Genomic DNA, 22,542 nt, shown 5'->3' with positions numbered 1-22,542 from the left:
CTACTTCTGTGACCCGCACAGCCCCTGGCAACGCGGCACCAACGAGAACACCAACGGGCTGCTACGCCAGTACTTCCCCAAAGGCAGCTACGACTTCCGCACCATCGACCAGACCGGCCTGGACGAGATCGCCCACGAACTGAACACCCGACCCCGCCAGACACTGGGCTGGGCCACCCCAGCCCAGCGACTAGCCGAACTCATCACGCCCTAACAATTGCACTCACCACTTGACGCCGCCCCGACGGCGCCGGCAATAACCTCATGATCACCGGAGAGGGTCCAGGTGGGTGGCCCGGAGACGGGGGTGAGGTCAGCGTTGCTGGTGTCGCGGAGGTAGCGCCGTCTGCTGGGCTCCCGCGCCCACCGCCTCCCCCACGAGCCGGTTCACCGTACGCGCCAACTGCTCACTGCCGTCGTCGAGATGCCGCGCCGCCGCCTGCATGTGGGAGATCATCATCTCGCCGAAGATCCGCAGCGCCTCCCGGGTCGCCACCGAGTCGTCGAAGCTCGGCCCCGCCGCGCTCCGGTACTCCGACACCGCCCGCTCGGCCTCCTGCCTCGCCTCCTCGACCGCCGCCTGCATGTAGCTCTCGTACTGGGCGCGCGCGTACTCCGCGACCCGGCGCGCGTAGTCGTGCGCCTGCGCGATGATCTGCTCCGCCTCCCGCTGCGCCGCCGAGAGCAGGTTCACCTCCTTCGCGGCCGGCATGGGCACCGCGGCGTTCTTGCTCGGGATCACCCCGTGCCGGTGCAGCTCCACCCGGTCGGTGAGCCGCTCGTTCTCCGCCCGCAGGTTCGCGATCTGCGTCGACAGCAGGTCCAGCTCGTCGGCCACCTGCATCCGGAACCGGTCCACCTCGGCGTTGTCGTACCCGCGGCGGGTGAACGACGCCGACGAGAACTCCCACCGGCGCACCCGGTCGGCCGTCATCCGCACCTGGACACCGCCGGGCGCCTGCACCCCGTCGTACCTGCTGATCGTCGTCACCGGGCTGACCTTTCGTTCACGGCCACGGCGCTCGCGAGCCTGCTCGTCGCGCTCACCGGGCACCTCCGGAGGAGTTGTCAGGGACGACGGCCTCGTCCACCGCCGTCCGCCACGCCGGCCCGTACCAGTGCTTGCCGAACCCCTCGTGGTGCAGCTGCCCGGCGTGGTAGCCGGCCTGGGTCAACGCCTGCACCGAGTGGGCGACCATCTCGTCCGAGCCGCACACGAACACGTGCCGCGACCGCCAGTCCCCGTCGGCCAGCGCCCGGTCGGCCACGTGCTGGAACCCGCCCGGCCGCAGCGGGTCCATGCCGACCACGTACGTCACGGTCAGCCACGGGAACGACGCGGCCAACTTGTCGATCGCGTCGCTGTCGTAGAACTCGCTGCGCGAGCGGGCCCCCACGTACAGGTCGACGCGGCGCTGCGAACCCTCGGCCGCCACCTGTTCCACGAGCGCCTTCACCGGCGCCCAGCCGGTGCCGCCGGCCAGCAGCAGCAGGTCGCTGGACCCGGCCGACCACAGCGTCAACCGGTCACCCACGGGCGCGGCCAGGTGCAACTGGTCACCCACCGCCGACCCGTACACCAGCCGCGACGACACGGCGCCGCCCGGCGCCGCCCGCACGTGCAGCTCCAGCGTGCCGTCCGCCCGCGGCGCGTTCGCCGGCGAGTAGTACCGCCACGACCGCACCGTCGGATGCGACACCCCGATCGACTGTCCCGGCGTGAACGGCAGCAGGTACTGCGGCCGCAGCGTCAGCACCGCCACGTCGAACGTACGCCGCTCGTGCGCCACGATCTCGGCGACCCACCACGGCGGGTTCACCGCCTCCGCCGCCTGCGCCGCCTCGATCATGACCTGGGACACCAGCCCGTACGCTGCCGCCCAGTCCTGGGCCAGCTCCTCGGACCACTGGTCGCCCAGGAAGTGCGCCAGCGTGGCGAGCAGCGCCTCACCGACGGCCGGGTAGTGCTCGGGCCGCACCGCGAACTTGCGGTGGTCGGCGCCGAGGTCGCGCAGGAACCCCACGAGCCGGTCCACCTGGTCCACGTTGGTCACGATGTGCGCCAACGCGGTCACCAGCCGGTCCCGCTGACCGGCCATGTTCGTGGGGAACATCTGCCGGGTCTCGGGGTGGGTCAGGAACAACGTCGAGTAGAAGTAGAGCGGCACCTGGTCGCCGTGCGCGGCGACCAGGGACCAGCTCTGCTTGAGCCGTGCCGCGTCCACGCTCAGACGCCCGGACGGTTCCCGGTGGTCACCACCTGGTCCTGCACCTCACCCAGCACCGCCTGCACGTGCGCCAGCACGTCCGCCGGCACCCCCAGCTCGGTCAGCGTCGTGATGAGGTGCGCACCGACCTTCGCGTAGTGCGCCACCGGAATGTTCAACGGCTTGTGCGCCTCGGCCAACCCCCGACCGGCGTACTCGTTCGGCCCACCGAGCACCACGGTCAGCATCAGCGCCAGGTGCCGGCGCTGACCCACCATGTCCACATCGGTGAAGTACCCGGCGAGTTCCGGGTCGGCGAGCACCTTCTCGTAGAACAGCTCGACGGCCGCCTTCACCGAGCTGGCACCGCCGATCCGCTCGTAGTGCGAGACAGGGGTGGTTGCGTCCGTAACCGTCACGGTCGTTCCTTCCTGGAGGGGTCGCGCGAGGGTGGCGCGGAGGGGCAACGGCCAGCCCGGTCGGCAGGCGACGCCGCGACGACGCGCACCCACCCGGGCCAACCGCGTGACGGACCATAGCGCGTCGCGCCGCGCCGGTCATGGCCCCCCTATCGGATTCCTGACACCGTCCACCACGTACGGTGACGAAAGGCCGGTCGTTGATCACCACACCACGCGAAAGCAAATGCACCGTGCGTCACCATCGACGAGCGACCGTCCACTGCGGAAGCAGCCTGGCGACCGGCCTCTCCCAGCGGCTTCCCGCCCCCTGACCACCACAGACAGCGGATGGCCGATCGCCTGACCAGCATCGGCCGACCCGACAGGCCATGATCCGCCAGCAGGACGGCCCGCCCCACCGAACGGGCGATGACCCCGGCAGGCGCCCCTCCACATATACGGACAGTCACCACGAAAATTGCAACAAGCATGGGCGCGTCGCCCGCACCGAACGTCACAGATCCCCGCCCGGCGGCATGATCCCGCCGCCAACCGCCGTGGAAAGAGACCCTCCGAGGCGCCGTTCGGGCCGCCCGCGGCGGGCTCCACGGGACACCACGCCGACCAACCAACCGACCGACCGCGGCCAGCCCACCGGGGTTGCCGCCCCGGCGCCCGCCCGGCTCTGCCGGGCCGCCAGCGTCGTCGCCCGCCTCAGCCAGCCCGCCGCCGCGCCCGCCGGGCCGCCAGCTCGTCACCCACCGAACCCTCGGGCACCGACGGCTCACCCGCCGACCCGGCACCCGCCGCGGGCTCCGCCGGCAGATGCGACAGCGACCCCTGGATCTCCTTGAAGGCCCCACCGATCGCGATGCCGAACACCCCCTGGCCGCCCTGCAACAGGTCGACGACCTCCTCCGGGGACCGGCACTCGTACACCGTCGTGCCGTCCGAGATCAACGTGATCCCGGCCAGATCCTCCACCCCACGCGACCGCAACGCGTCGATCGCCTTCCGGATGTTCTGCAACGACACCCCGGCGTCCAACAGCCGCTTCACGACCTTCAACACCACCAGGTCGCGGAACGAGTACAACCGCTGCGTACCCGAACCCGAGGCGTCCCGCACGCTCGGCACCACCAGCCCCGTACGAGCCCAGTAGTCCAACTGCCGGTAGCTGATGCCCACCGCGTGGCAGGCCGTCACCCCCCGGTAGCCCACCGACCCGTCACTGTCCGTCGCCGAACCCGGCGGCGCCACACCCGGCTCGTCCAGTTCCGTACCCGCATCGACGTTCCGCGGCTCGTGCATCCGGACAACCTCCCCGCCCGTGCGGTGCCGCGTCGTTTCCGGGACGCGACCCCTCGACACGGCAACCCTATAGCGGCCCTCACGGGTTACCAGGGAGAAACGGCCGCGACACGCCGCGCAGCCACAACGAAGATCACCAAATCGGAGCCGGTGTCACACACCGTGACCACCGGCCCCGCCATCGACACCAGCCCGCCGGTGCGGCTCAGCCCGCGAAATCCTCCGGACGCACCTGCTCCAGGAACTCGCGGAACTTCTCCACCTCGTCCTCCTGCTCATCCGGGATGACGATCCCCGCCTCACTGAGGACCTGCTCGGCACAACGAATGGGAGCACCCACCCGCAACGCCAACGCGATCGAATCGCTCGGCCGCGCCGACACCCGCACGCCATCCCCGATCAACAGATCGGCGTAGAAGACGTTCTCCTTCAACTCGGTGATCTCCACCGCCCGCAACGGCGCCTCCAGCGCCGCCAACACGTCCCGCAGAAGATCGTGCGTCAACGGCCGGGCCGGCTTGACCCCCTGCTGCTCGTAGGCAATCGCCGTCGCCTCGACCGCGCCGATCCAGATCGGCAGATAGCGGTCCCCCTCGACCTCCCTGAGCAGGACGATCGGCTGGTTGCTCGGCAGCTCCACCCGAACCCCGACCACGCTCAGCTCGCGCACCGCCGCCTCCGTGTCGTTGTCACCTACGCCGCACCGCGCCCTTCCCTGCACGGTACACGGACCGCGACACGGTCGTCCCATGCGCTTCGCGCACCACGCCCGCGCCAGAGAGGGGTTACCCCGGCAAGCCTACGACACGCTTCCCGACGCAGATCTTTCCGCACCGGTCCGCCGCCACTCACCGGCCCAACGTCGACCGCAACCCCACCCGCACCAACGCCGCGTGCAACTGCTGCGACAACGCCACCAACTCCCGCGCCGTCTCCGCCGCCCGCGCCCGCGCCGCCGGATCACTCTGCCGCGCCAACGGCGCCACCAACTGAGCGAACAGACCGACCTCCCGGTCCGCCGCCGTCCGGTAACCCCGCAGATGCCGCGGCTCCAACCCGTACGCCGCCAGACCCGCCACCGCCCGCGCGATGATCAACGCGTCGCCGTCGTACCAGCCCGGCGGATCGGACACCACCACACCGAGCCGCTCCAACTCGCCCAGCGTCGACTCGTCCAACCCACTACGGGCCAGCAGATCCGACCGGCCGAGCCGCACCTCCGACGACTCGGCCGGCTCCTCCGCGGCCCGACCCGGCACCTCGCCACCCGGACCGACCGCCACCAACGTCGGCCGCGACCGACCCGGCGCCACACCGCCCGCATCCCACTCGGCCAGGTGCTCCCGGATAATCCGCAACGGCAGATACTGGTCCCGCTGCGCGGTCAGCACATACCGCAACCGCGCCACATCGTCCCAGCTGTACTTCCGGTAACCCGCCGCCGTCCGCTGCGGCTCGACCAGCCCCTCGGCCTCGAGGAACCGCAACTTCGAGATCGTGACGTCGGGGAACTCCACCCGCAACTGCCCCAGCACCTCACCGATGCTCATCAGCGGCTGGGACCGGGCCGCCCCCGGTGACGTGGAGGCCGCAGGCTCGTTCACCCCCGGCCGGCCTCCTCCTCCGGACGCGGACCGGCGATGAACACCACCCGGAACTTACCGATCTGCACCTCGTCACCATTGCTCAACGTGGCCGCCTCGACCCGCTCCCGGTTCACGTAGGTGCCGTTCAGGCTTCCCACGTCCCGCACCGTGAACGTCCCACCATCCCGGTGAAACTCCGCGTGCCGCCGCGACACCGTCACGTCATCGAGGAAAATGTCACTGTCGGGGTGCCGGCCACTGGTCGTCACGTCGTGATCCAACAGGAACCGGGCCCCCGCGTTCGGACCACGACGAACCACCAGCAGCGCCATACCCGGCGGCAGCGAACCGGACATCCGGCTCGGCACCACGTCGGTGTCCGGCCCTTCCAGCACTTCGTCGAGCGAACCGAGATTGAGCGTCGAAGTGACGTCGAGCGGGGGGAACTCGTCGTCTGGGCGCGTCATGGGACCACCTCACGGATCTGTTCGGTCGGCGTCGGGTAATGGCGGGTCTGGCCGCCGGGCAGTCCATCACCCGGCGGCTGGCTCCCCGTGCCCGGGAAGGCAATTCCGCAACGCTCAACTAATGGGTTCTCGGTCGACTGGGCGAGCCTAGCCAGCGCCGAAATGCAGGGCAACCGGACGCGCGGACTCGACGGGCGCACCGGATCAAGCACACTCAGCTCTCGGTGAGCTCGCGGTAGGCACCCGGGGTCAACAGCCCGTCCACAGCCGTCGGATCGTCCGGCGTGATCTCCACCAACCAACCCGCACCGTACGGGTCAGTGTTGATCACCTCCGGGGTGTCGCCGAGCGCCTCGTTGCGCGCGGCCACCGTGCCGCTCACCGGGGCGTAGATCTCCGACACACTCTTCGTCGACTCGATCTCACCCAACGACTCACCGGCCGCCACGGCCGTCCCCGGATCAGGCAGCTGGACGTACACGATGTCACCCAGCGCGTCCTGCGCGAAGTGCGTGATGCCGATCCGGACCGTGCCCGAACCGTCACCCGCCACCCACTCGTGCTCGGCGGTGTATCGCAGATCCTCAGGAATCAACAGACGCGTCCTTCATCCATCGCACCGAGGGCCTCCACCCCCGGTGGCCGCGCCGGTCAGGAGACCGGACGGGCGTGCTCCAGCTTGATCGGCGCGTGCAGCGCCGAAACCTCGGCAACCTCACGATCCTCAACGTGCACCGTACCGCCGTCACCCTGAACCGACGCCACCACCCCACCGGGAATGTTCAACGCCGTACGCATCGTGGCCGGATCACCGATCACCGTGATCGTGTACGGCCCCGTCAACCGCCGCCCGTCCACGATCAACGACCCGTTCTCCCCGTCCAGGAAGTACGTCGACGCGATGATCCGCACCGTCGCCCGATCCCCACCCGAGATCTGCATCGCCTCCGCGCCCGCGCCCCGCAACTCCTGCACCGCGTCCAGCACGTGCACCGCCGAGATCGGCTTGGCGCCCGCCTCGAACCGCACACTCAACCCCGGCCCCGTCGCCGGCAGCGTGCCCGCGAGGATGCCCAGCTCGTCGGCCCGCCGGGTCGCCTCCTCCAGCGCCGCCTGCCGCCCCTGCTCACCGGAGCGCAACTGGCGCTGGCTCTCCTCCAACGCCGCGATGTCCTGCCGCAGCCGGTTCTCCCGGGCATCCAGATCCGACAGGATCCGCACCAGGTCCTCCTGCCGCGTCGCACCCGACGCCGGATCCGTCGACGTCGTCTTCAACTGCACCACCAGGGTGAACCCCAGCAGCGCCAGCAACGCGGCGATCATCACACTCGCCGCCGACACCCGCCCACGCCCCGCCGGCGCGGACGCCGGCGTTGACGACAACTCCACCGTCGCGTCCTCGACCGGCTCCACGTCGCCGCCCTCGGCGCCGGAACGCTCACCGTCACCCGGCTTCTCCCGCGGCGCCAACGGGCTCAGCTCGTCCGGATCCGGCGCGTCCGGCCGCGGATCCGGCTCACCCGCCGGCCCCGCCGGACGCCCCGGCCCCGCCGGCTGCGGCCACCCGGTGCCGGTCTCGGTCTGCTCGTCGCTCATCGCCTAGAACCTACGCCCGGAACAGGTGCCGGCGGATCGCCGCCACGTTTCCGAAAATCCGCACCCCCAGCACGACCACCACACCCGTGGACAGCTGACCACCCACGCCCAACTGGTCGCCCAGGTACACGATCAACGCCGCCACCAGCACGTTCGAGATGAACGACACCACGAACTGCTTGTCGTCGAAGATCCGGTCGAGCTTCGCCCGCACCCCGCCGAAGACCGCGTCCAGCGCCGCCACCACCGCGATCGGCAGGTAGGGCTGCAACGCCGCGGGCACCGTGGGATCGAGCCACACCCCGAGAACCACACCGGCGAGCAACGCCAGCACCGCGATCATCGACCACCTCCTGAGGGGCTGGGAGACGTCCCCGAGCCGGACGGCCCGGGACTGGCGGACCGGTCACCCGACGGCGAAGGGCTCGGGCTGCCCGGCGGCTCCGCGTAGCGTAGCCGCGGCTCGGGCGCGGCCGGCAGGGTGAGGTCGTCCGCCTCCCGCACCCCGAACGACAGCCCGGTCTTGTCGGCCACCTCGCGCATCAGCGCCGCGATGCGGCTCTGCTCGAACCGCCGCTTCATCGAACCCGGCCCGATCGCCGCCACCTCGTACGGCCCGGTCACCGGACGGAAGTCCACGAGGATGGCCTTCCCCGCCGAGCGGATCGTCGACGTCGCGGTCAACCGCTGCCCGTTGATCGCCACCGCCTCCGCGCCGGCGCTCCACAACGCGTTCGCCACGCCCTGCAGATCGGTGTACAGCACCTGCGGCGGCCCCGCCCCGGTGCCCGTCACCGCGTCCGCGTCACCCGGCGCGTCCGCCAACCGCACCACCACACCGTCACCGCGCACCCGGCCCATCCCGGTGCCCGCCTCGAGGTCCCGCAGCCGCGCCGCGGTCGAACCGCTCAACGCCGCGTCCCGCTGCCGGCCGACCTCCTCCCGCAACTGGTCGGCGCGCGCGGACAGCTCGTCGGTCTGCCGCTCCCGCTCCTTGATCTGCTCCACCAGACCCGAGCGCGCCTGGCTGCGCCCCGGCTCCTCCTCCATCGTCTGCCGGTAGGCCACCGCCAGGAGGAAGCCGAGCAGCACCAGCACCACGAGACTGACCGAGCGGGCCGAGCGCGTACGCCATGCCGGCGGAGGGTTCCGCCGCTTGCGTTCCGCCGCGGCCACGTACCCCGGCTCCAGCGGGTTGCGGAAGAGTTCGGTGAGGAAGTCCGGCGCGTACACCCGGGCCGGGCGCCCGCCGTCACCCCGTTCGGCGCTCACGTCGCGACCCCCGCGCCGCGGGCCGCCCGGATGAGCCGGGCCGCCTGGATCACGTACATGGCCCCCGCCACCCAGTAGAGCACCAGACCCCACCAGGCCAGACCCCAGCCGAGGGCGCCGGCCACCGTGGCCGCCGAGGGTACGGCGGCCGCCAGCAGCAGGGTCGGGAACGCGGCCAGGAGCACGAACGTCGCCGTCTTGCCCACGTAGTGCACCGGCGGCGGGCCGTACCCGTAGCGGCGCAGCACCGCCAACGACCCGAGCAGGAGCAGCTCCCGGGCCAGCAGCGCCGCGGTGAACTGCCAGGGCACGACCTCGCGGGCCGTGAACGCCACCAGCGTGGCGAGGATGTAGAGGCGGTCGGCGAGCGGGTCGAGCAGCTCCCCCAGCCGGCTCACCTGGCGCAGCCGGCGGGCCACCCAGCCGTCCACCCAGTCCGTGGTGCCGCCCACGGCGAGCACCACGATCGCGGCGACGTCGGCGTGGGCCACCAGCAGGAGATAGAGGAAGAGCGGCACACCGAGCAGCCGCAGGAAGCTGATCATGTTGGGCACGGTGAGCACCCGGCCGGTCGCCGCGCCGTCCGAGGCCCGTGCCTGCTCTGCCCCCGCCGGCCGACGCGACACCGAACCTCCTTAGCGACACGCCCCGGCGCCCGGCGTCCGAGACGGGCGCTGCGGGAGGGCGTACGCGTTGTCGGGCCGGCGGTCGCCGGCACCCTCACCGCGGCCCCGCCGGACGGGACCTCCCCTGACGTCGGCCCGCGATCGGTGATCGCGGGCCGTGTGCGCTGCCACTATATCGGGCTGCTCCGGCGCTCCGGAGGCCGTGATCCTTGTGGCGATCTTCCTTGCTCCTGTGTGGCGGGCCGCACCACCCGTAAAGCGTCCTAGGATACTAGTGGTGAAAGAGCCGACCCTGGAAGGGTGGCCCGTCAGGCGGTACGGACGGCCTGCTCCGCCGGCGCCTCGGCGGGCGCGGGAGTGGCGGCCTGCTGGAACGAGAGCAGCGCCAGCAGGAGTTCGTGCTGGGCCCGCGGCGACATCCGGTCGAGCACGGCCCGCACCGCTCGGTGCCGCCGCTCGGCCAGCTCCCGCAGGAGCTGCTCGCCGGCCGCCGTGGGGGTCAGCCGCACCTCCCGCCGGTCGCGCTGGTCCGCGGCCCGGCGCAGCAGGCCGGTCGCCTCCAGCCGGTCACAGAGGCGGCTCGCCGAGGAGGGGACCACGTCCAGCAGCTCGGCGAGCCGGTTGACGTTCGTCTCCGGACGGGCGCTGATCAGCGACAGCACGCGCAGCTGCGTCGGCGACACCGACAGGTGGTGCCGGGACGCGGCCGAGTCCAGCACGTCGACCAGCGCGTCGGCGGCGGCGACGATCGCCGCGGCGAGATCCGGAGGTCGTTCCACCCGATGTCCCCTGCCGTCGTCCCGCTCGTACCCGGCCGCCTCGCCCCTCATCCGGCGTCCCGGCCGTCGACACCGTGCCAGTCCAGGCAGACCACGACCGCGTCGTCGCGCAGGTCGGTGTCGGCGTGGTAGGCACGTAGTTCGCGCAACACCGTACCAACTGCCTCCGCCGCCGGCTGCAACCGTGTGGACCGCATGGCCCGCGCCATCACGCGCTCGCCGTACGGTTCCTTCCCCGCCGGGTTCGCGGCCCACACCCCGTCGCTCACCACGAACAGCCGGTCCCCCGGCGCCAGCGTGAACTCCTGGAGGTCGTACCGGGCCTCGGCGAACATCCCCAGCGGCAGCTGCTGGTCCAGCGTGATCTGCTCCACCGCCCCGCCCCTCAGCCGCAGCACGTGCGGCGAGCCGGCGTCCACCGCCCGCACCCGCCCGGTGCGCACGTCCAGCTCCAGCAGGAGCGTCGCCACGTACCGGCGGCCGCGGTGCTGGTAGTAGAGCGTGTCCGAGGCCAGCTCCGCCTGCTCGACCAGACCGCCCCCCGAGCGGCGGGCGTTGCGCATCGCGTTGACGGCCACCGCCGTGAGCAGCGACGCCGCGAGTCCCGTGCCGTCGCCGTTGAGCACGGTGACGGTCAACCGGTCACCGTCCACCGACCAGTCGAAGTGGTCGCCCCCCACCGTGTACGCCGGTTCGAGCTGGCCCGCCAGGTGGAACGCCCGCTGCGTGACGCTGCGGCCGGGCAGCAGCTCCCACTGCATCTCGGCGGCCATGCTCAGCCGCTCCCGGCGCCGCACCCGCCGGTAGCGGTCGGTCTCCCGGTCGGCCGCGCGCAGCGCCACCGCCAGGTCACCGGCGATGTCCAGGGCCCGCTCCTCCAGGGCCCGGTCGGGTACGCCGGGCAGCTCGATCATCAGCACGCCGAGCCGCTCACCCCACACCGACAGCGGCAGGTAGAGCCGGCACCGCCCGTCGCCGGCGGCGTCGTGGACCGGCTGCTGGCTGCTGAAGCAGCGCTGTGCCACCCCCTCGCAGGCGAGGAAGCCGGCCGACGGCGGCTCCGGGTCGAGCACCGGCCAGAGGCCGTTGATCCGGTAGTCGGCGATGAACACGTCCGTCCGGGTGGCGCCCAACGCCGACCGGATCGCGCGGTCGGCGGCCTCGGCCAGCTGGTCGGGCGGCGCCGCGCGCAGGGTACGCGACACCGGGCCGGGGGCGTCCACCATCGTTGTTCCTCCGAAAAATTTGCTACGGGGCAAGCATCATACGGACAGCCCGCAGCGGCCGGCGGGGTGGTGCCCGCCGGCGGTGACGCACCCGTCAGTCGTCCCCGCGGACCGCCACGGCGCCGTGGAAGGCGTCGGGCAGCGCGGGCGGCCGCTCCTCCGGTCGCCAGTGCGTGACCGGGACGATCCCGTCCTCGGTGGGCTCCCAACGGCCCAGCAGCGGCCGGAACGACGCCGGCGCGCGCATCCGGAACGACGGCCCCATCATGGCCAGCGCCTCCGGGTAGCCGGCCAGCTCCTCGGTGTCGAAGTCGATGGCCAGGCAGCTGCCCGGCGCCGCCGCGGCGTACAGCTCGTCGAGCGTGCGGGACAGCGTCGCGTCGTCCAGGAACGCGGCCAGGCCGAGGAACACGATCCCCACCGGCCTCCTCCCCCACCCCGGCACGAACCGGTGCAGCTGGGCGGGGTCGATCGTGCCGATGTCGGTGGCGTCCCCGTAGCCGTAGCCGGCCCGGTCGCTGCCGGCGAGGATGCGCTGCCCGAGCCGGATGGTCACCGGGTCCACGTCCGTGTAGAGCACCGTCGCCTCGGGCGCCGCCTCGTGCACGTTGCCCATGGTCGGCACGCCGGCGCCGAAGACGAGGAACCCGTCCACGCCCCGGTCGGCGACGGCCCGCACCGCCCGGCCGAGGAACGCCCGCAGCGCGCGGAACACCGGCGCGCACGGCCCGTACGCCTGCTCGAACGCGCGTGCCGCCGCGACGTCGACCGGGAAGTGGTGTTCCCCGCCGAGCCAGAAATCGATCATGCGTGCGGTGCTCGGCCGATCGGGTTCACCCATCGATGACGCTCCCTCCCCGGTGGACGTCGCCAGCGTACCGACCGGGCGTCCTGCGCGGTATCGCTCCGCGACCACCGGGCCGGCCGGGATACTGGCGCCACGGGAGGTGCGCGGGGTGAACTCGTCGGACGGCGCGGCAGTGGTGGTCGGCGTGGACGGCTCGGAACCCGCGCTGCGCGCGGTGCGCCTCGCCGCCACCGAGGCGGCCCGTCGACAGCGCCCCCTGCGCGTCGTGCACGGGTTCGTCTGGCCGCTGCTGCACGTCCCGCTCACCGCCCCCGCCGGCGCGCCCGGCGGCGGCCTCCGCGACCAGGCCGAACAACTCGTCAGCGCGGCCGTCGCCGAGGCCGAGACCACCGCACCGGGCATCCGGGTCTCCGGCGAGATCATCGACGGTGAGGCCGCCGCCGTGCTGCTCGGCGAGACGCCGACCGCCGCGCTGATCGTGCTCGGCGACCGGGGGCTGGGCGGGTTCTCCGCCCTGGTCGTCGGGTCGGTGGCCATCCAGGTCGCCTCGTACGCCGACTGCCCCGTGCTGGTGGCGCGCGGCACGTTCCGCACCGACGGGCCCGTGGTGGTCGGTGTGGACGGATCCGAGCTGTCGGCGCTGGCCATCGAGTTCGCCGCCGAGACGGCCGCCGCCCGCGACACCGACCTGCTGGCCCTGCACGCCTACCGCCACCCGGTCTCCACCGGCCCCGGCGACATGCAGCCCCTCGTGTACGACCCGGCGCAGCTGCACGGCGAGGAGGACCGGGTGCTCGCCGAGTCGCTGGCCGGCCTCGGCGACCGCTACCCGCAGCTGCGCGTCACCCGCCGGGCGGTACGCGGCCGGCCCGGCCGCGTGCTCACCGAGGCGTCCCGCACCGCCCAGCTCGTGGTGGTCGGCGGGCAGGGGCGCGGGGAGTTCACCGGGTTGCTGCTGGGGTCGGTGAGCCAGTCGGCGCTGCACCACGCGGACTGTCCGGTCGCCGTGGTGCGCGGCCCCCGCTGACCGCGCCGTGCCGGGTCGCTCCCCCGCTTACCCACCGTGCCGCGGTCGCCCCGGCCGTCCGGTGCCGGCCGCTCCCACCCCGCCGCCGACCACGGTTGCCGGGCCCGGGAGCGGGTAGACGCCGGGGAGCCATCCAGCGACCGGAGGAGGCAGTGATGCCAGGACCACGGCCGGGCAGCAACGCGTACGACAAGCAGCGCGCGCGGTTGCGCAACGCGATCGACGACTCCGGACGGCGGGTGCCCGACGGTCGGGCGAACCAGGTCGCGAACCGGATCCTCCAGGAGGATCGGGGCCAGCGCGGCGTGATCCGCGGTGAGCGGGTGTACGGCCCCAAGGGCGAGCGCGAGCCGGGCGACCCGAAGTGAGGACGACCGGGCTGACCGACGGCGCCATCGCGGGCGCCGTCGGCAGCGCCGCCCTGAACGTGGTGAGCTACCTCGACATGGCACTGCGGGGTCGCCCGGCGAGCAGCACCCCGGAGCAGGTGGCCGGGCGGCTCGCCGACATCGCGCACGTGGACCTGGGGTCGCCGGAGAAGGCGTCGAACCGGCGCTCGGGGCTCGGACCCGTGCTGGGCTACGGCATCGGCGTCGCCGCCGGTGTCGGCTTCGCGCTGCTGGCCCGGGGTCGCCGGCAGTCGCTCGCGTGGGCCACTCCCCTGCTGGGCGGCAGCGTGATGACCATGTCGGACGGCTCGATGACCGTGCTGAGGATCACCGACCCGCGCACCTGGCGGCGGGCGGACTGGATCTCCGACATCGTGCCGCACCTCGCGTACGGGTTGGCGGCCGCAGCCACGTGGAACCGGCTGCGACCGCCCGCGAAGCGTCGGCGACGCTAACCCCGCGTGTCGCTCTCGTCCTCGGCCAGCTCACCGGACGGGCCGTACGGCGAGGCCTGGCCCTTCGGCACCGGTCGGCCCTGGTCGCCCTTGGACGACCCGCGGTTGAGCGGGTGGCCGGTCGGCTTCGGGCCCTTGCTGTACTGGCTCGTGGCGCCCTTGTCGTTGCGGCGCAACTCCTCCTGCTGCGGATTGACCACCGGTGTCTCCCTTCCCGGGTGGACGGCTGACGGGATCGACCGCCTCCGCGGTCGGATACCCGCCGCCGTCGGCGGCAATCGCCGCGCCGCCGCCGGGCTGGCACCGTCGCATGCCGCGGGCGGCTGGCACGGTCGCACGGCTGATGGGCTAGCCGGGCGCCGGGCGGGTACACGGACGGGGTGGGTGACGACCGAGCCGTGGCGCGGGCCCTGCTGGACCGGCACGGACGCACGTACGCCGAGGAGGCCGGCATCAAGCTGGCCGACCGGCCGGCGCCGCTGTACCAGCTGCTGGTGCTCGCCACGCTGCTGAGCACGCGGATCCGCGCGTGCGTCGCGATGGCCGCGGCACGGGAACTCTTCGCCGCCGGCTACCGGACGCCGCAGGCGATGGAGGCGGCGAGCTGGCAGGACCGCGTCGACGCGCTGGGCCGCGGCCACTACCGCCGCTACGACGAGCGGACGGCCAGGATGCTCGGTGACGGCGCCCGCCTGTGCCTGGACCGCTGGCGGGGGGACCTGCGCCGGCTGCACCGGGAGGGCGGCGACCAGCCCGCGGGGCTGCGGCGGCTGCTCACCGAGTTCCCCGGCATCGGCCCCACGGGCGCGGACATCTTCCTGCGGGAGGCACAGACGGTATGGGCGGACCTGCGGCCGTTCGTCGACCGGCGGGCGCTCGCCGGGGCGAAGCGCCTCGGCCTGCCCACGGCGGCGCCCCGGCTCGCCGGGCTGGTCGGCGGCGCCGAGTTCGGGCGGCTGGCCTCGGCGCTCGTGCGGGTGGCGTTGGGCGAGGAACCGGCCGAGGAGATCACCCGGGCCGCCCGGTGACCGCCGGGCCGTCACCGCCACGATCGGACGCCTCGCCGCCGCGGATGGCGGACCCGCCGGAGCGGCGGGTCACTTCGCGGGCTGGGACGGCTTGGTCAGGTGCCACACCAGCAGCGAGGCGAGCAGGGCGAGCAGCACCAGACCGCCCGTGAGCCCGCGTCCCTCCTCCGGGTCGCGGCCCGAGGTGCCGAAGTAGATCACGGCGAGCCCGGCGAGCACCGTCAGGAACGTACGCAAGCCTCGGTCCTTCACGTTCGTGACGCTACGCAGCGTACGGGCCGGGCGGGGTCGAACCACCACGCCGTCCCCCGTCCGGGGCGCGGGGTGGCGCGACGTCAGCCGTTGGGCGCGAACCCGCGCAGCCGGACCCGGCGTACGGCCCGGTCGGCGACCTCCACCACCTCGATGGTGAGCCCGGGCAGCCGCACGGTCTCCCCCGCTCCGGCGGGCAGGCGGCCCAGCCGGGACAGCACCAGCCCCGCCACCGTGGTGTACTCACGCGACAGCGGGAAGGTCAGCCGCACCCCCACGTCGGGCAGGTCGTGCAGCGGGAAGTCGCCGGGCAGCAGCAGCCCGCCGTCGGGCTCCCGGACCACCCCGCAGACGTCCCGGTCGGTCTCGTCGTACAGCTCGCCGACCACCTCCGACAGCAGGTCCTCCAGGGTGATCATGCCGTCGATGCCGCCGTGCTCGTCGACCACGAGCGCGAGCTGCTGGTGCTCCTGCCGCAGCTGCCGCAGCGCGTCGGAGACCGGCAGGGTGGCGGGCAGCAGCAGCGGCGGGCGGGCGCGGTCCCCGACGGTGCCCGGCGCCGGGTCCACCAGGTCGCGGATGTGCACGACCCCCAGCACGTCGTCCAGGCCGCCCGGCCCGGTCACCGGTGCCCGGGAGCGGCCCGCGGCGGCGAGGCGGCGCATGCCCTCGGCGGGGGCGAGCGTGGCCGGCAGCGCGGTGACGTCCCGCCGGGCCACGAGGATCTCCCGCAGGGTCCGGCCGGCGATGTCGAACGCGCCGGTGAGGATCTCCCGCTGCTGGGCGGACAGGCCCCGCTGGCTCACCAGCATCTCCCGCAGTTCCTCCTCGGTCACCTCCTCCCGCCGTGCCCGCGGGTCCCCGCCGGCCAGCCGCACCACCACGTTCGTGGTGACGCTGAGCAGCCAGATCGCCGGCCGGGACAGCCGCGCGAGAAGATCCAACGGGCCCGCGCTCAGCAGCGCCCACCGCTCGGCCCGCTGCATGGCGAGCCGCTTCGGCGCGAGTTCACCGACGACCAGCGTCACGAACGTCAGCACCACCGTCACGACGACGACGGCGGTGGGGCGGGCCAGGCCGCCGAGGAAGCGCAGCGGGCCGACCAGCGGCTCGGCCAGCGCCACCGCGGCCGCCGCGGACGCCAGGAAGCCGGCGAGGGTGATGCCCAGCTGGATAGTGGCAAGGTAGCGGTTCGGGTCGCGGGAGAGGCGTACCAGCCGCTCACCGGCGCGCGCCCGGCGGCCCAGCCGGCGCACCTGACCCTCGCGCAGCGTCACGAGCGCCATCTCGCTGCCGGACAGGGCGGCGTTGACCAGCACGAGCACCGCCACCAGCGCGAGCTGTCCGAGCTGACCGCCCATCCGTGCACCCCCGTCCGCCCGTCGGCCCGCCCCGCGTACCCGGTGCGGCGTCCAGGTCACCCCACCGCGGCCGGCGCCGCCGGGGTCAGTCGCTCTCCAGGTCGTCCAGCGAGATGGCGTGCGTCATCAGCCACCGGGCCAGCGCCGACATCCCGAACAGCCACAGCGGCGCGGACTCGGTGGTGCCGTTGGTGGCGAAGATCGCGAACCGCAGGTCGGGCGCCCGGTACGCCTCGATCCGCCACTTGTGCTGCTTGTCCCGCCAGACCGCGGAAGGGTCCATGGCGTCACCGTAGGTGACGGCCGGGCCCCGGCAGGGCCGGTTGGCCGGCTCAGCCGACCACGATCCGCGCGTCGTCGGGCAGCCGCCGCGTCGCGCCGCGGCGGTCCAGCAGTTCCAGCAACGGGACGGCCACCCGCCGGGTGGTGTCCAGGGCCTGCCGGGCCGCGGAGAGGGTGAACGGCTGCGGCAGGCCCGCGAGCACCCGCACCGCCTCGTCGAGGACGTCGGGCAGCAGCACCACGTTGTCGGCCAGGCGCAGCAGCGCGCCCGCGCGCACGGCCGCGCCGATCTCCCGCGGCCCGAGGCCCAGGTCGGCGAGGCGGTCGGCCTCCGGCGCCCGGAAGGGCCGGTCACCGAACTCGGCGCGGATGCGCTGCACCGCGCGGGCCACCGGCTCGGGCAGCGCGTCGACGGTCGAGGCGGTGACCCGTCCGCCGCGTACCCGCAGTGGCGGGCGGACCAGCGCCTCCACCAGCGCCCGGTCCGGCAGGGCGAGCCGCTGCCGGAGCGTCTCCACCGGGATTCCCGGCTCCAGCGGATGCTCCCGGGCGTGCCGGGCGACCTCCTCGGCCAGCCGGGCACCCGTCCGCTCCCAGTGCCCCGGGTCGGCCAGCCAGTCGCCGGCCACCGGACGGGCGTGCACCGGCACCCCCATCCGGGTCAGGTCGGCGGCGCGGACCAGCCGGCGGCGGCGCAGCTCACCGGCCAGGTCCGGCCGGCCGTCGAGCGCGGCCAGCACGATGGCGCGGGCGGCCGCCGCTCCCCGTCGGGCCAGCGGCGGCGGGGCCACGTCGAGCAGCGTCACGCCGCCGGCCACGTGGTGGCGGCCCGGGTCGCGCAGGAGGGCCCGGTCACCGATCAGCAGCGGCAACGGCCGCGCCAGCCGAAGCCGGGCGGTGTCCGGGCCGAGCGGGCGGACCCGGACCGGCACCGCGGCCGACCCGACGTGCAGGGTGAGGGCGGCCGGCAGGTCCGCCGCCGGGTCGCCCGCGACGCGGACGTCCACCAGGTCGGTGCGGTGGAACCGACCCGGGCTGAGCAGGGCGTCCCCGCGGGCCAGCCGCTCCCGCGGGGTGCCGCGCAGGTTCACCGCCACCCGGGCCACCGCGCTGACCTCGGGCGTGGGCACGCCCAGCGACTGGAGGCCACGCACCCGCACCGTCTCGCCGGTGCCCGCGAGCTCCAACTCGTCGCCGACACGCAGCCGCCCGCCGCCGAGCGTGCCGGTGACGACCGTGCCGCTGCCCCGGATGGTGAAGCTGCGGTCCACCCACAGCCGCACCGGCCCGTCCACGTCCGGCGCCGGCAGCCGCGCGGCGAGCCGGTCCAGCGCCGCGCGCAGCTCCGGCAGTCCCGCCCCGGTCACGCCGCTGACGGGCACCGCCTCCACCGCGCCGAGGGACGTCGCGGCGATCTCCGTGAGCGCCCGCGCCGTCGCCGGGCCCGGATCGGCCAGGTCCGCGCGGGTCACGGCGAGCAGGCCGTACGCGACCCCGAGCGCGTGGAGCGCGGCCAGGTGCTCGGCCGACTGCGGCATCCAGCCCTCGTCGGCCGCCACCACGACGAGCGCCGCCGGCACCGGGCCGACGCCGGCCAGCATGTTCGGCACGAACCGTTCGTGCCCGGGCACGTCGACGAACGCGACCGTGCCGCCGGAGGGCAACGCCGTCCAGGCGAAGCCGAGGTCGATCGTCATGCCCCGGCGGCGTTCCTCGGCCCACCGGTCCGGTTCCATCCCGGTCAGCGCCCGCACCAGGGTGGACTTGCCGTGGTCCACGTGCCCCGCGGTGGCGACGACCCACACGTCAGTCGTCCCCCGGCACCGCGAGCACCGCCGCGCGTACCGCCTCGTCGGCCTCCGGCGGCACGCAGCGCAGGTCCAGCAGGAGCCGGCCCCGCTCCACCCGGCCCAGCACCGGCGGCTCCCCGGTACGCAGCGGGGCCGCGTACCGCTCCGGCAGGCTCAACGCCCACGAGTCCAGCTCGACGCCGGGCGCGCCGCCCCCGCCGACCACCGCCACCGCCGGCACCACCTCGGCCTTGTGCCCGTCCGCGGCGAGGCGGTCCCGCAGCCGTTCGGTGCGGACGCGCAGGGCGCCCGGGTCGGCGTGCAGCGCCGCCCGGGTCGGCGTGTCGGGCCGGTGCAGGGTCGCCGCGAGGGCGGCGAGGGTGAGCTTGTCCACCCGCAACGCCCGGGCCAGCGGATGCCGGCGCAGCCGCTCCACCAGGTCGGCGTCGCCGAGCAGCAGGCCGGCCTGGGGGCCGCCGAGGAGCTTGTCGCCGCTCGCCGTGACCAGGTGCGCCCCGGCGCGCAGCGCGCCCGCCGCGTCCGGCTCGTCGGGCAGCAGCGGGTCCCGGGCCAGCAGGCCCGAGCCGATGTCGACGACCACCGGCACGCCGAGGGTCGCCAGCTCGCGTACGCCGACGGCCGAGGTGAACCCGGTGACCCGGAAGTTCGACGGGTGGACCTTCAGCAGGAAACCGGTCTCCGGGCCGACCGCGGCGGCGTAGTCGGCGAGGGTGGTGCGGTTGGTCGTCCCCACCTCACGCAACCGGGCGCCCGTGCTGACCAGCAGGTCCGGCAGCCGGAACCCGTCGCCGATCTCCACCAGCTCGCCGCGGCTCACGACGATCTCGCGTCCTGCGGCGAGCGCGGTCGCCGCGAGCACCAGCGCCGCGGCCCCGTTGTTCACCACGTGCACGGCGCCCGCCGCCGGCACGGCGGCGGCCAGCGCGGCCATGGCGTCCCGGCCGCGGCGGGCCCGCCGGCCGGTGGCCAGGTCCAGCTCGACGTCGGTGTGCCCGGCCGCGGCGACGAGCGCGTCGACCGCGGGGCGGGACAGCGCGGCGCGGCCCAGGTTGGTGTGCAGCACGACCCCGGTGGCGTTGAGCACCGCCCGTGGCGCGGGCGCCGGCAGCGCCGCCACGGCGGCGTCGCGGACCTCCTCGGGCGCGATCTCCCCGCGGCGCGCCCGCTCCTGGGCGGCGACCACGGCGGCCTTGACCCGGTCGCGGCCGAGCATGGCCGTCGCGGCCGCCAGCCCGGGGTCGGCGAGGAGCAGGTCGGTGCGGGGTACGCGGCGACGCGGGTCGACCTGCCCGTCGCGCATCACGTCATCCCCCACCACACTTGGCGGAGACGGACGGGAATCGAACCCGCCTGGCCCGGGTCCCGGACCACACCGGTTTTGAAGACCGGGAGGGGCACCAGCCGCCTGAACGCCTCCACCGAGCATTTGACCACAACGGCCGCGGCGCCGCGCGGCGAGGTGGAAAGCCGGTCGATCGGCGGCCCGGTCGTGGTGCGGGGCCGGCGGCGGGCCGCTCAGTCGGCGGCGACGGCCGTGGTCTTCGGGCGTCGGCCGAGCCGTTCCCGTTGCGGCACGACCGTGTACTTCGGATCCCGCGCCGAGGCCAGCCCGGCGTGGAAGACCCCGAACCGGGTGGCCAGCGAGCCGGCGAGCAACGCGGCGCCGGACACCACCGACAGCACCCGGCTGCGGCGGCCGGCCAGCGCGCCGACCGTGCCGGCGGCGGTGAGCACCCGGCCGGCGCGGAGCAGCGTTCCGGGCCGGCCGGTGCGGTACGGCTCGGCGAGCAGTCCGAGGCGGGACTCCATCCGGCTCGCCGCGCCGACCTCCAGGGCCGCGCCCGCCAGGGCCATGCGGCGCGCCGGGCCCGCCTGCTCCGCCGGCGCGGCGATCAGTCCGACACCGGCGCCGCTGGCCAGCGCGCTGCCGGCGACCACGACGGGCAGTTCCGGGTACGCCTCGTGCCACGACGGCACGGCCGTGTCGGCGAGCAGCACGCCGGTGTAGGTGGCCAGCGCCGGGGCGGTGGCCGCGGCGGCCAGCCCGGCGACCCGCCCGATCGGCGGCAGCACCCGGCCCCCCAGGCCGAGCAGGCCACCGGCGGGCAGCAGCGGCGCCGCCTCGGCGACGGCGGCCACCCCGGCCGCCGGTCCGAACGCGGCGAGGATCCAGGTGCCCATCGACATCGGGGAGGTGGGCTTCGCGACCCGCAGCATGTGGTGGAAGCGTTCCGGCCGGCCCAGGTCCCGGATCAGGAAGGCGGTGCTCGCGCCGATCGCCGCGAGCGCCGTGACCCGGCCGGCGCGGCGCAGCGCCGGCCGGCCGGTGAGCTGCCCGCCCGCGGCCAGCAGCGACGAGCCGGCCGCCAGCCCGCCGGTGAACAGGTACGCGGCGATGTCCCACTTCCACACCGGCGGCTTGATGATCGGCCGGCCGTAGTAGGAGACGAACTCGGCCTCCGGGACGCGCAGTTCCTCACCGCCGCGGCGGCCGCCCCGGCGGCGGCTCACCGCGCCCTCGCCGCCCGGCCCGCCGGACGGCTGCCCGCCCCCGTCGACCCGGTCGCGGAACTGACGGAACCGGTCGCCGACCGGCTGGTCCGACGTCACGAGGAACCTCCGACGAACGCGGCCACGGCGGCGGCCGCCATGGCCAGGGCGGCCAGGCCGGCCCGCTTCCACATCTTCGGCAGGTCACGGGTCGTGACCACCGGGTCCGGTGGCAGCCCGTACACCTCCGGCTCGTCGAGCAGCAGGAAGAACGCGCCGTCGCCGCCCACCCCGTCGTCCGGGTCGTGGCCGTAGAGCCGGGCCTCCGGCACCCCGCGCTCGTGCAGGGTGGCCACCCGGGCGGCGGCCCGCTCGCGCAACTCCTCCAGCGGCCCGTACTGGATCGACTCCGTCGGGCAGGCCTGCGCGCACGCGGGCGTCTTCCCGGCCCCGATCCGGTCGTAGCACAGCGTGCACTTCCACGCCCGCCCGTCACCCTTGCGCTGGTCGATGACCCCGTACGGGCAGGCGGGGATGCAGTAGCCGCAGCCGTTGCAGATGTCCTCCTGCACCACCACCGTGCCGAACTCGGTGCGGAACAGCGCCCCGGTCGGGCAGACGTCGAGGCAGGCGGCGTGCGTGCAGTGCTTGCACACGTCGGACATCATCAGCCAGCGGAAGTCGCTGCGCCCGTCGGCCGTGCCCGTGCGCCCCGGCGGCTGCGAGCCGGGCATGCCGAGGAACTCCGGCCCGGCCGCCATCCGCGCCGCCGCGTCCGGGTCGCCGGGCGGCACCCCGGGATCGGTGCCGGTCGGGTTGCCCGTCCCCGCCGCGACCGCCGCCGACGCGGGGCTGACCGACCCGTCCGTCGGGTTGCCGGCGAACGGCGGCGTCCGGTGCCCCGCCGGGCGGGGCTGCTCGACGAAGGCCACGTGCCGCCACGAGTTCGCCGTCAACGCGCCCGTGTTGTCGTACGACATGCCCAGCAGGTCCAGGCCGGACGTGGGCACGTCGTTCCACTCCTTGCAGGCCACCTCGCAGGCCTTGCAGCCGATGCACACGCTCGTGTCGGTGAAGAAGCCCATCCGCGGCGGGGCCTGCGACCACCCGGCCTCGGGCGCCGGGTCGAGCGGGCCGTAGAGGCTGTTCGGGTCCGGCGTCATCGCGC

Annotated in this window: 28 protein-coding genes and 1 tRNA gene; 5 read left to right on the top strand and 24 right to left on the bottom strand. The window is 74.3% G+C overall.

All coding sequences use genetic code 11. The features are described 5' to 3' along the window. Positions 1–214: IS30 family transposase (locus D7I43_RS26835; RefSeq protein ID WP_120331357.1), on the top strand; the 214-nt coding region annotated here is incomplete at its 5' end. Between the two features lie 99 nt (positions 215–313). Here D7I43_RS26835 and D7I43_RS26830 read toward each other — a convergent pair. The 15 genes from D7I43_RS26830 to D7I43_RS26760 all read right to left on the bottom strand — a co-directional run bounded on the left by D7I43_RS26830 (position 314) and on the right by D7I43_RS26760 (position 12,312). Continuing rightward, positions 314–991, bottom strand: coding sequence for a DivIVA domain-containing protein (locus tag D7I43_RS26830; RefSeq protein WP_240033179.1), 678 nt, complete (start codon positions 989–991; stop codon positions 314–316). A gap of 52 nt (positions 992–1,043) precedes the next feature. Next, entirely contained in the window at positions 1,044–2,225 is a 1,182-nt protein-coding gene (locus D7I43_RS26825; protein ID WP_120331356.1) for a globin domain-containing protein, read from the bottom strand. Between the two features lie 2 nt (positions 2,226–2,227). Continuing rightward, the gene (locus D7I43_RS26820; RefSeq protein WP_120331355.1) at positions 2,228–2,626 is read right to left on the bottom strand and encodes a group I truncated hemoglobin; all 399 of its coding nucleotides are present in this window, start codon (positions 2,624–2,626) and stop codon (positions 2,228–2,230) included. A 696-nt stretch (positions 2,627–3,322) separates the two neighbouring features. After that, the gene (locus D7I43_RS26815) at positions 3,323–3,919 is read right to left on the bottom strand and encodes a MerR family transcriptional regulator (protein WP_120331354.1); all 597 of its coding nucleotides are present in this window, start codon (positions 3,917–3,919) and stop codon (positions 3,323–3,325) included. A gap of 205 nt (positions 3,920–4,124) precedes the next feature. Continuing rightward, positions 4,125–4,589, bottom strand: coding sequence for a bifunctional nuclease family protein (locus D7I43_RS26810; RefSeq protein ID WP_120331353.1), 465 nt, complete (start codon positions 4,587–4,589; stop codon positions 4,125–4,127). 178 nt (positions 4,590–4,767) lie between these two features. Beyond that, positions 4,768–5,469, bottom strand: a complete 702-nt coding sequence (gene ftsR / locus D7I43_RS26805; protein WP_192902285.1) for a transcriptional regulator FtsR — start codon at positions 5,467–5,469, stop codon at positions 4,768–4,770. A gap of 50 nt (positions 5,470–5,519) precedes the next feature. Further along, positions 5,520–5,972, bottom strand: a complete 453-nt coding sequence (gene odhI, locus D7I43_RS26800) for an oxoglutarate dehydrogenase inhibitor Odhl (RefSeq protein WP_007071101.1) — start codon at positions 5,970–5,972, stop codon at positions 5,520–5,522. A 214-nt stretch (positions 5,973–6,186) separates the two neighbouring features. Then, complete coding sequence (gene gcvH / locus D7I43_RS26795; RefSeq protein ID WP_120331351.1) at positions 6,187–6,567, bottom strand: glycine cleavage system protein GcvH; 381 nt, start codon at positions 6,565–6,567, stop codon at positions 6,187–6,189. Positions 6,568–6,623: 56 nt separating this feature from the next. Beyond that, entirely contained in the window at positions 6,624–7,568 is a 945-nt protein-coding gene (locus D7I43_RS26790) for a DUF881 domain-containing protein (RefSeq protein WP_120331350.1), read from the bottom strand. A 10-nt stretch (positions 7,569–7,578) separates the two neighbouring features. Continuing rightward, the gene (locus tag D7I43_RS26785; protein ID WP_091588778.1) at positions 7,579–7,911 is read right to left on the bottom strand and encodes a small basic family protein; all 333 of its coding nucleotides are present in this window, start codon (positions 7,909–7,911) and stop codon (positions 7,579–7,581) included. Further along, a complete protein-coding gene (locus tag D7I43_RS26780; protein ID WP_120331349.1) occupies positions 7,908–8,840 on the bottom strand; it encodes a DUF881 domain-containing protein in 933 nt (310 codons plus the stop codon). Before D7I43_RS26780 ends, D7I43_RS26785 begins: the two co-directional genes overlap by 4 nt. After that, positions 8,837–9,466 (bottom strand): cardiolipin synthase ClsA, encoded by a 630-nt coding sequence (gene clsA, locus D7I43_RS26775; protein ID WP_120331348.1) that lies wholly within the window; start codon positions 9,464–9,466, stop codon positions 8,837–8,839. The genes D7I43_RS26780 and clsA overlap by 4 nt, the downstream gene beginning before the upstream one ends. A 308-nt stretch (positions 9,467–9,774) precedes the next feature. After that, positions 9,775–10,245, bottom strand: coding sequence for a MarR family transcriptional regulator (locus tag D7I43_RS26770; protein WP_120331347.1), 471 nt, complete (start codon positions 10,243–10,245; stop codon positions 9,775–9,777). A 47-nt stretch (positions 10,246–10,292) separates the two neighbouring features. Then, positions 10,293–11,471: a PP2C family protein-serine/threonine phosphatase gene (locus tag D7I43_RS26765; RefSeq protein ID WP_120331346.1), complete on the bottom strand. Its 1,179-nt coding sequence runs from the start codon at positions 11,469–11,471 to the stop codon at positions 10,293–10,295. Between the two features lie 94 nt (positions 11,472–11,565). Next, on the bottom strand, positions 11,566–12,312 hold the full coding sequence (locus D7I43_RS26760) for an SAM-dependent methyltransferase (RefSeq protein ID WP_120331345.1): 747 nt from the start codon (positions 12,310–12,312) through the stop codon (positions 11,566–11,568). Between the two features lie 115 nt (positions 12,313–12,427). Here D7I43_RS26760 and D7I43_RS26755 point away from each other — a divergent pair, with 115 nt between their 5' ends. The 3 genes from D7I43_RS26755 (at position 12,428) to D7I43_RS26745 (ending at position 14,150) form a co-directional block, all read left to right on the top strand. Then, entirely contained in the window at positions 12,428–13,306 is an 879-nt protein-coding gene (locus D7I43_RS26755; protein WP_120331344.1) for a universal stress protein, read from the top strand. Between the two features lie 155 nt (positions 13,307–13,461). Next, positions 13,462–13,674 (top strand): phosphatidylethanolamine-binding protein, encoded by a 213-nt coding sequence (locus tag D7I43_RS26750; RefSeq protein ID WP_120331343.1) that lies wholly within the window; start codon positions 13,462–13,464, stop codon positions 13,672–13,674. Next, a complete protein-coding gene (locus D7I43_RS26745; protein ID WP_120331342.1) occupies positions 13,671–14,150 on the top strand; it encodes a hypothetical protein in 480 nt (159 codons plus the stop codon). Before D7I43_RS26750 ends, D7I43_RS26745 begins: the two co-directional genes overlap by 4 nt. On the opposite strand, the gene D7I43_RS26740 is transcribed toward D7I43_RS26745, so the two are convergent. Then, positions 14,147–14,350, bottom strand: coding sequence for a hypothetical protein (locus D7I43_RS26740; protein ID WP_120331341.1), 204 nt, complete (start codon positions 14,348–14,350; stop codon positions 14,147–14,149). The two genes, D7I43_RS26745 and D7I43_RS26740, sit on opposite strands and share 4 nt — an antisense overlap. Before the next feature lie 180 nt (positions 14,351–14,530). Here D7I43_RS26740 and D7I43_RS26735 point away from each other — a divergent pair, with 180 nt between their 5' ends. Then, entirely contained in the window at positions 14,531–15,178 is a 648-nt protein-coding gene (locus tag D7I43_RS26735) for a hypothetical protein (RefSeq protein WP_120331340.1), read from the top strand. 69 nt (positions 15,179–15,247) lie between these two features. Here D7I43_RS26735 and D7I43_RS26730 read toward each other — a convergent pair whose 3' ends face one another. The 8 genes from D7I43_RS26730 to D7I43_RS26700 form a co-directional block, all read right to left on the bottom strand. Then, positions 15,248–15,415, bottom strand: a complete 168-nt coding sequence (locus tag D7I43_RS26730; protein ID WP_192902284.1) for an amidophosphoribosyltransferase — start codon at positions 15,413–15,415, stop codon at positions 15,248–15,250. A gap of 98 nt (positions 15,416–15,513) precedes the next feature. After that, entirely contained in the window at positions 15,514–16,791 is a 1,278-nt protein-coding gene (locus D7I43_RS26725) for a hemolysin family protein (protein WP_120331338.1), read from the bottom strand. 85 nt (positions 16,792–16,876) lie between these two features. Continuing rightward, positions 16,877–17,074 carry a hypothetical protein gene (locus tag D7I43_RS26720; protein WP_120331337.1) on the bottom strand — a complete coding sequence of 66 codons (198 nt, stop codon included), beginning with the start codon at positions 17,072–17,074 and terminating at the stop codon, positions 16,877–16,879. A 49-nt stretch (positions 17,075–17,123) separates the two neighbouring features. Then, the gene (gene selB / locus D7I43_RS26715; RefSeq protein ID WP_120331336.1) at positions 17,124–18,878 is read right to left on the bottom strand and encodes a selenocysteine-specific translation elongation factor; all 1,755 of its coding nucleotides are present in this window, start codon (positions 18,876–18,878) and stop codon (positions 17,124–17,126) included. Between the two features lies 1 nt (position 18,879). Beyond that, positions 18,880–20,184: an L-seryl-tRNA(Sec) selenium transferase gene (gene selA, locus D7I43_RS26710; RefSeq protein ID WP_120331335.1), complete on the bottom strand. Its 1,305-nt coding sequence runs from the start codon at positions 20,182–20,184 to the stop codon at positions 18,880–18,882. Positions 20,185–20,205: 21 nt separating this feature from the next. Continuing rightward, positions 20,206–20,301: transfer RNA gene (locus D7I43_RS32830), tRNA-Sec, on the bottom strand. A gap of 98 nt (positions 20,302–20,399) precedes the next feature. Beyond that, positions 20,400–21,494 carry an NrfD/PsrC family molybdoenzyme membrane anchor subunit gene (gene nrfD, locus D7I43_RS26705; RefSeq protein WP_120331334.1) on the bottom strand — a complete coding sequence of 365 codons (1,095 nt, stop codon included), beginning with the start codon at positions 21,492–21,494 and terminating at the stop codon, positions 20,400–20,402. After that, positions 21,491–22,537 carry a 4Fe-4S dicluster domain-containing protein gene (locus D7I43_RS26700; RefSeq protein ID WP_120331333.1) on the bottom strand — a complete coding sequence of 349 codons (1,047 nt, stop codon included), beginning with the start codon at positions 22,535–22,537 and terminating at the stop codon, positions 21,491–21,493. Before D7I43_RS26700 ends, nrfD begins: the two co-directional genes overlap by 4 nt. Positions 22,538–22,542 lie beyond the last annotated feature (5 nt).

The organism is Micromonospora globbae (assembly GCF_003610785.1).
GTDB classification, from domain to species: Bacteria; Actinomycetota; Actinomycetes; order Mycobacteriales; family Micromonosporaceae; genus Micromonospora; species Micromonospora globbae.
Note: the sequence above shows the minus strand (reverse complement) of the source record. Positions and strands in the feature narration are given on the sequence as shown.

What these genes read in the sequence shown, in the direction of transcription:
- D7I43_RS26815 (WP_120331354.1), bottom strand. Translation starts at nt 3,919, where the DNA reads ATGCACGAGCCGCGGAACGTCGATGCGGGTACGGAACTGGACGAGCCG.
- ftsR (WP_192902285.1), bottom strand. Translation starts at nt 5,469, where the DNA reads ATGAGCATCGGTGAGGTGCTGGGGCAGTTGCGGGTGGAGTTCCCCGAC.
- odhI (WP_007071101.1), bottom strand. Translation starts at nt 5,972, where the DNA reads ATGACGCGCCCAGACGACGAGTTCCCCCCGCTCGACGTCACTTCGACG.
- D7I43_RS26790 (WP_120331350.1), bottom strand. Translation starts at nt 7,568, where the DNA reads ATGAGCGACGAGCAGACCGAGACCGGCACCGGGTGGCCGCAGCCGGCG.
- D7I43_RS26785 (WP_091588778.1), bottom strand. Translation starts at nt 7,911, where the DNA reads ATGATCGCGGTGCTGGCGTTGCTCGCCGGTGTGGTTCTCGGGGTGTGG.
- D7I43_RS26765 (WP_120331346.1), bottom strand. Translation starts at nt 11,471, where the DNA reads ATGGTGGACGCCCCCGGCCCGGTGTCGCGTACCCTGCGCGCGGCGCCG.
- D7I43_RS26760 (WP_120331345.1), bottom strand. Translation starts at nt 12,312, where the DNA reads ATGGGTGAACCCGATCGGCCGAGCACCGCACGCATGATCGATTTCTGG.
- D7I43_RS26750 (WP_120331343.1), top strand. Translation starts at nt 13,462, where the DNA reads ATGCCAGGACCACGGCCGGGCAGCAACGCGTACGACAAGCAGCGCGCG.
- D7I43_RS26725 (WP_120331338.1), bottom strand. Translation starts at nt 16,791, where the DNA reads ATGGGCGGTCAGCTCGGACAGCTCGCGCTGGTGGCGGTGCTCGTGCTG.
- D7I43_RS26720 (WP_120331337.1), bottom strand. Translation starts at nt 17,074, where the DNA reads ATGGACCCTTCCGCGGTCTGGCGGGACAAGCAGCACAAGTGGCGGATC.
- selA (WP_120331335.1), bottom strand. Translation starts at nt 20,184, where the DNA reads ATGCGCGACGGGCAGGTCGACCCGCGTCGCCGCGTACCCCGCACCGAC.
- D7I43_RS26700 (WP_120331333.1), bottom strand. Translation starts at nt 22,537, where the DNA reads ATGACGCCGGACCCGAACAGCCTCTACGGCCCGCTCGACCCGGCGCCC.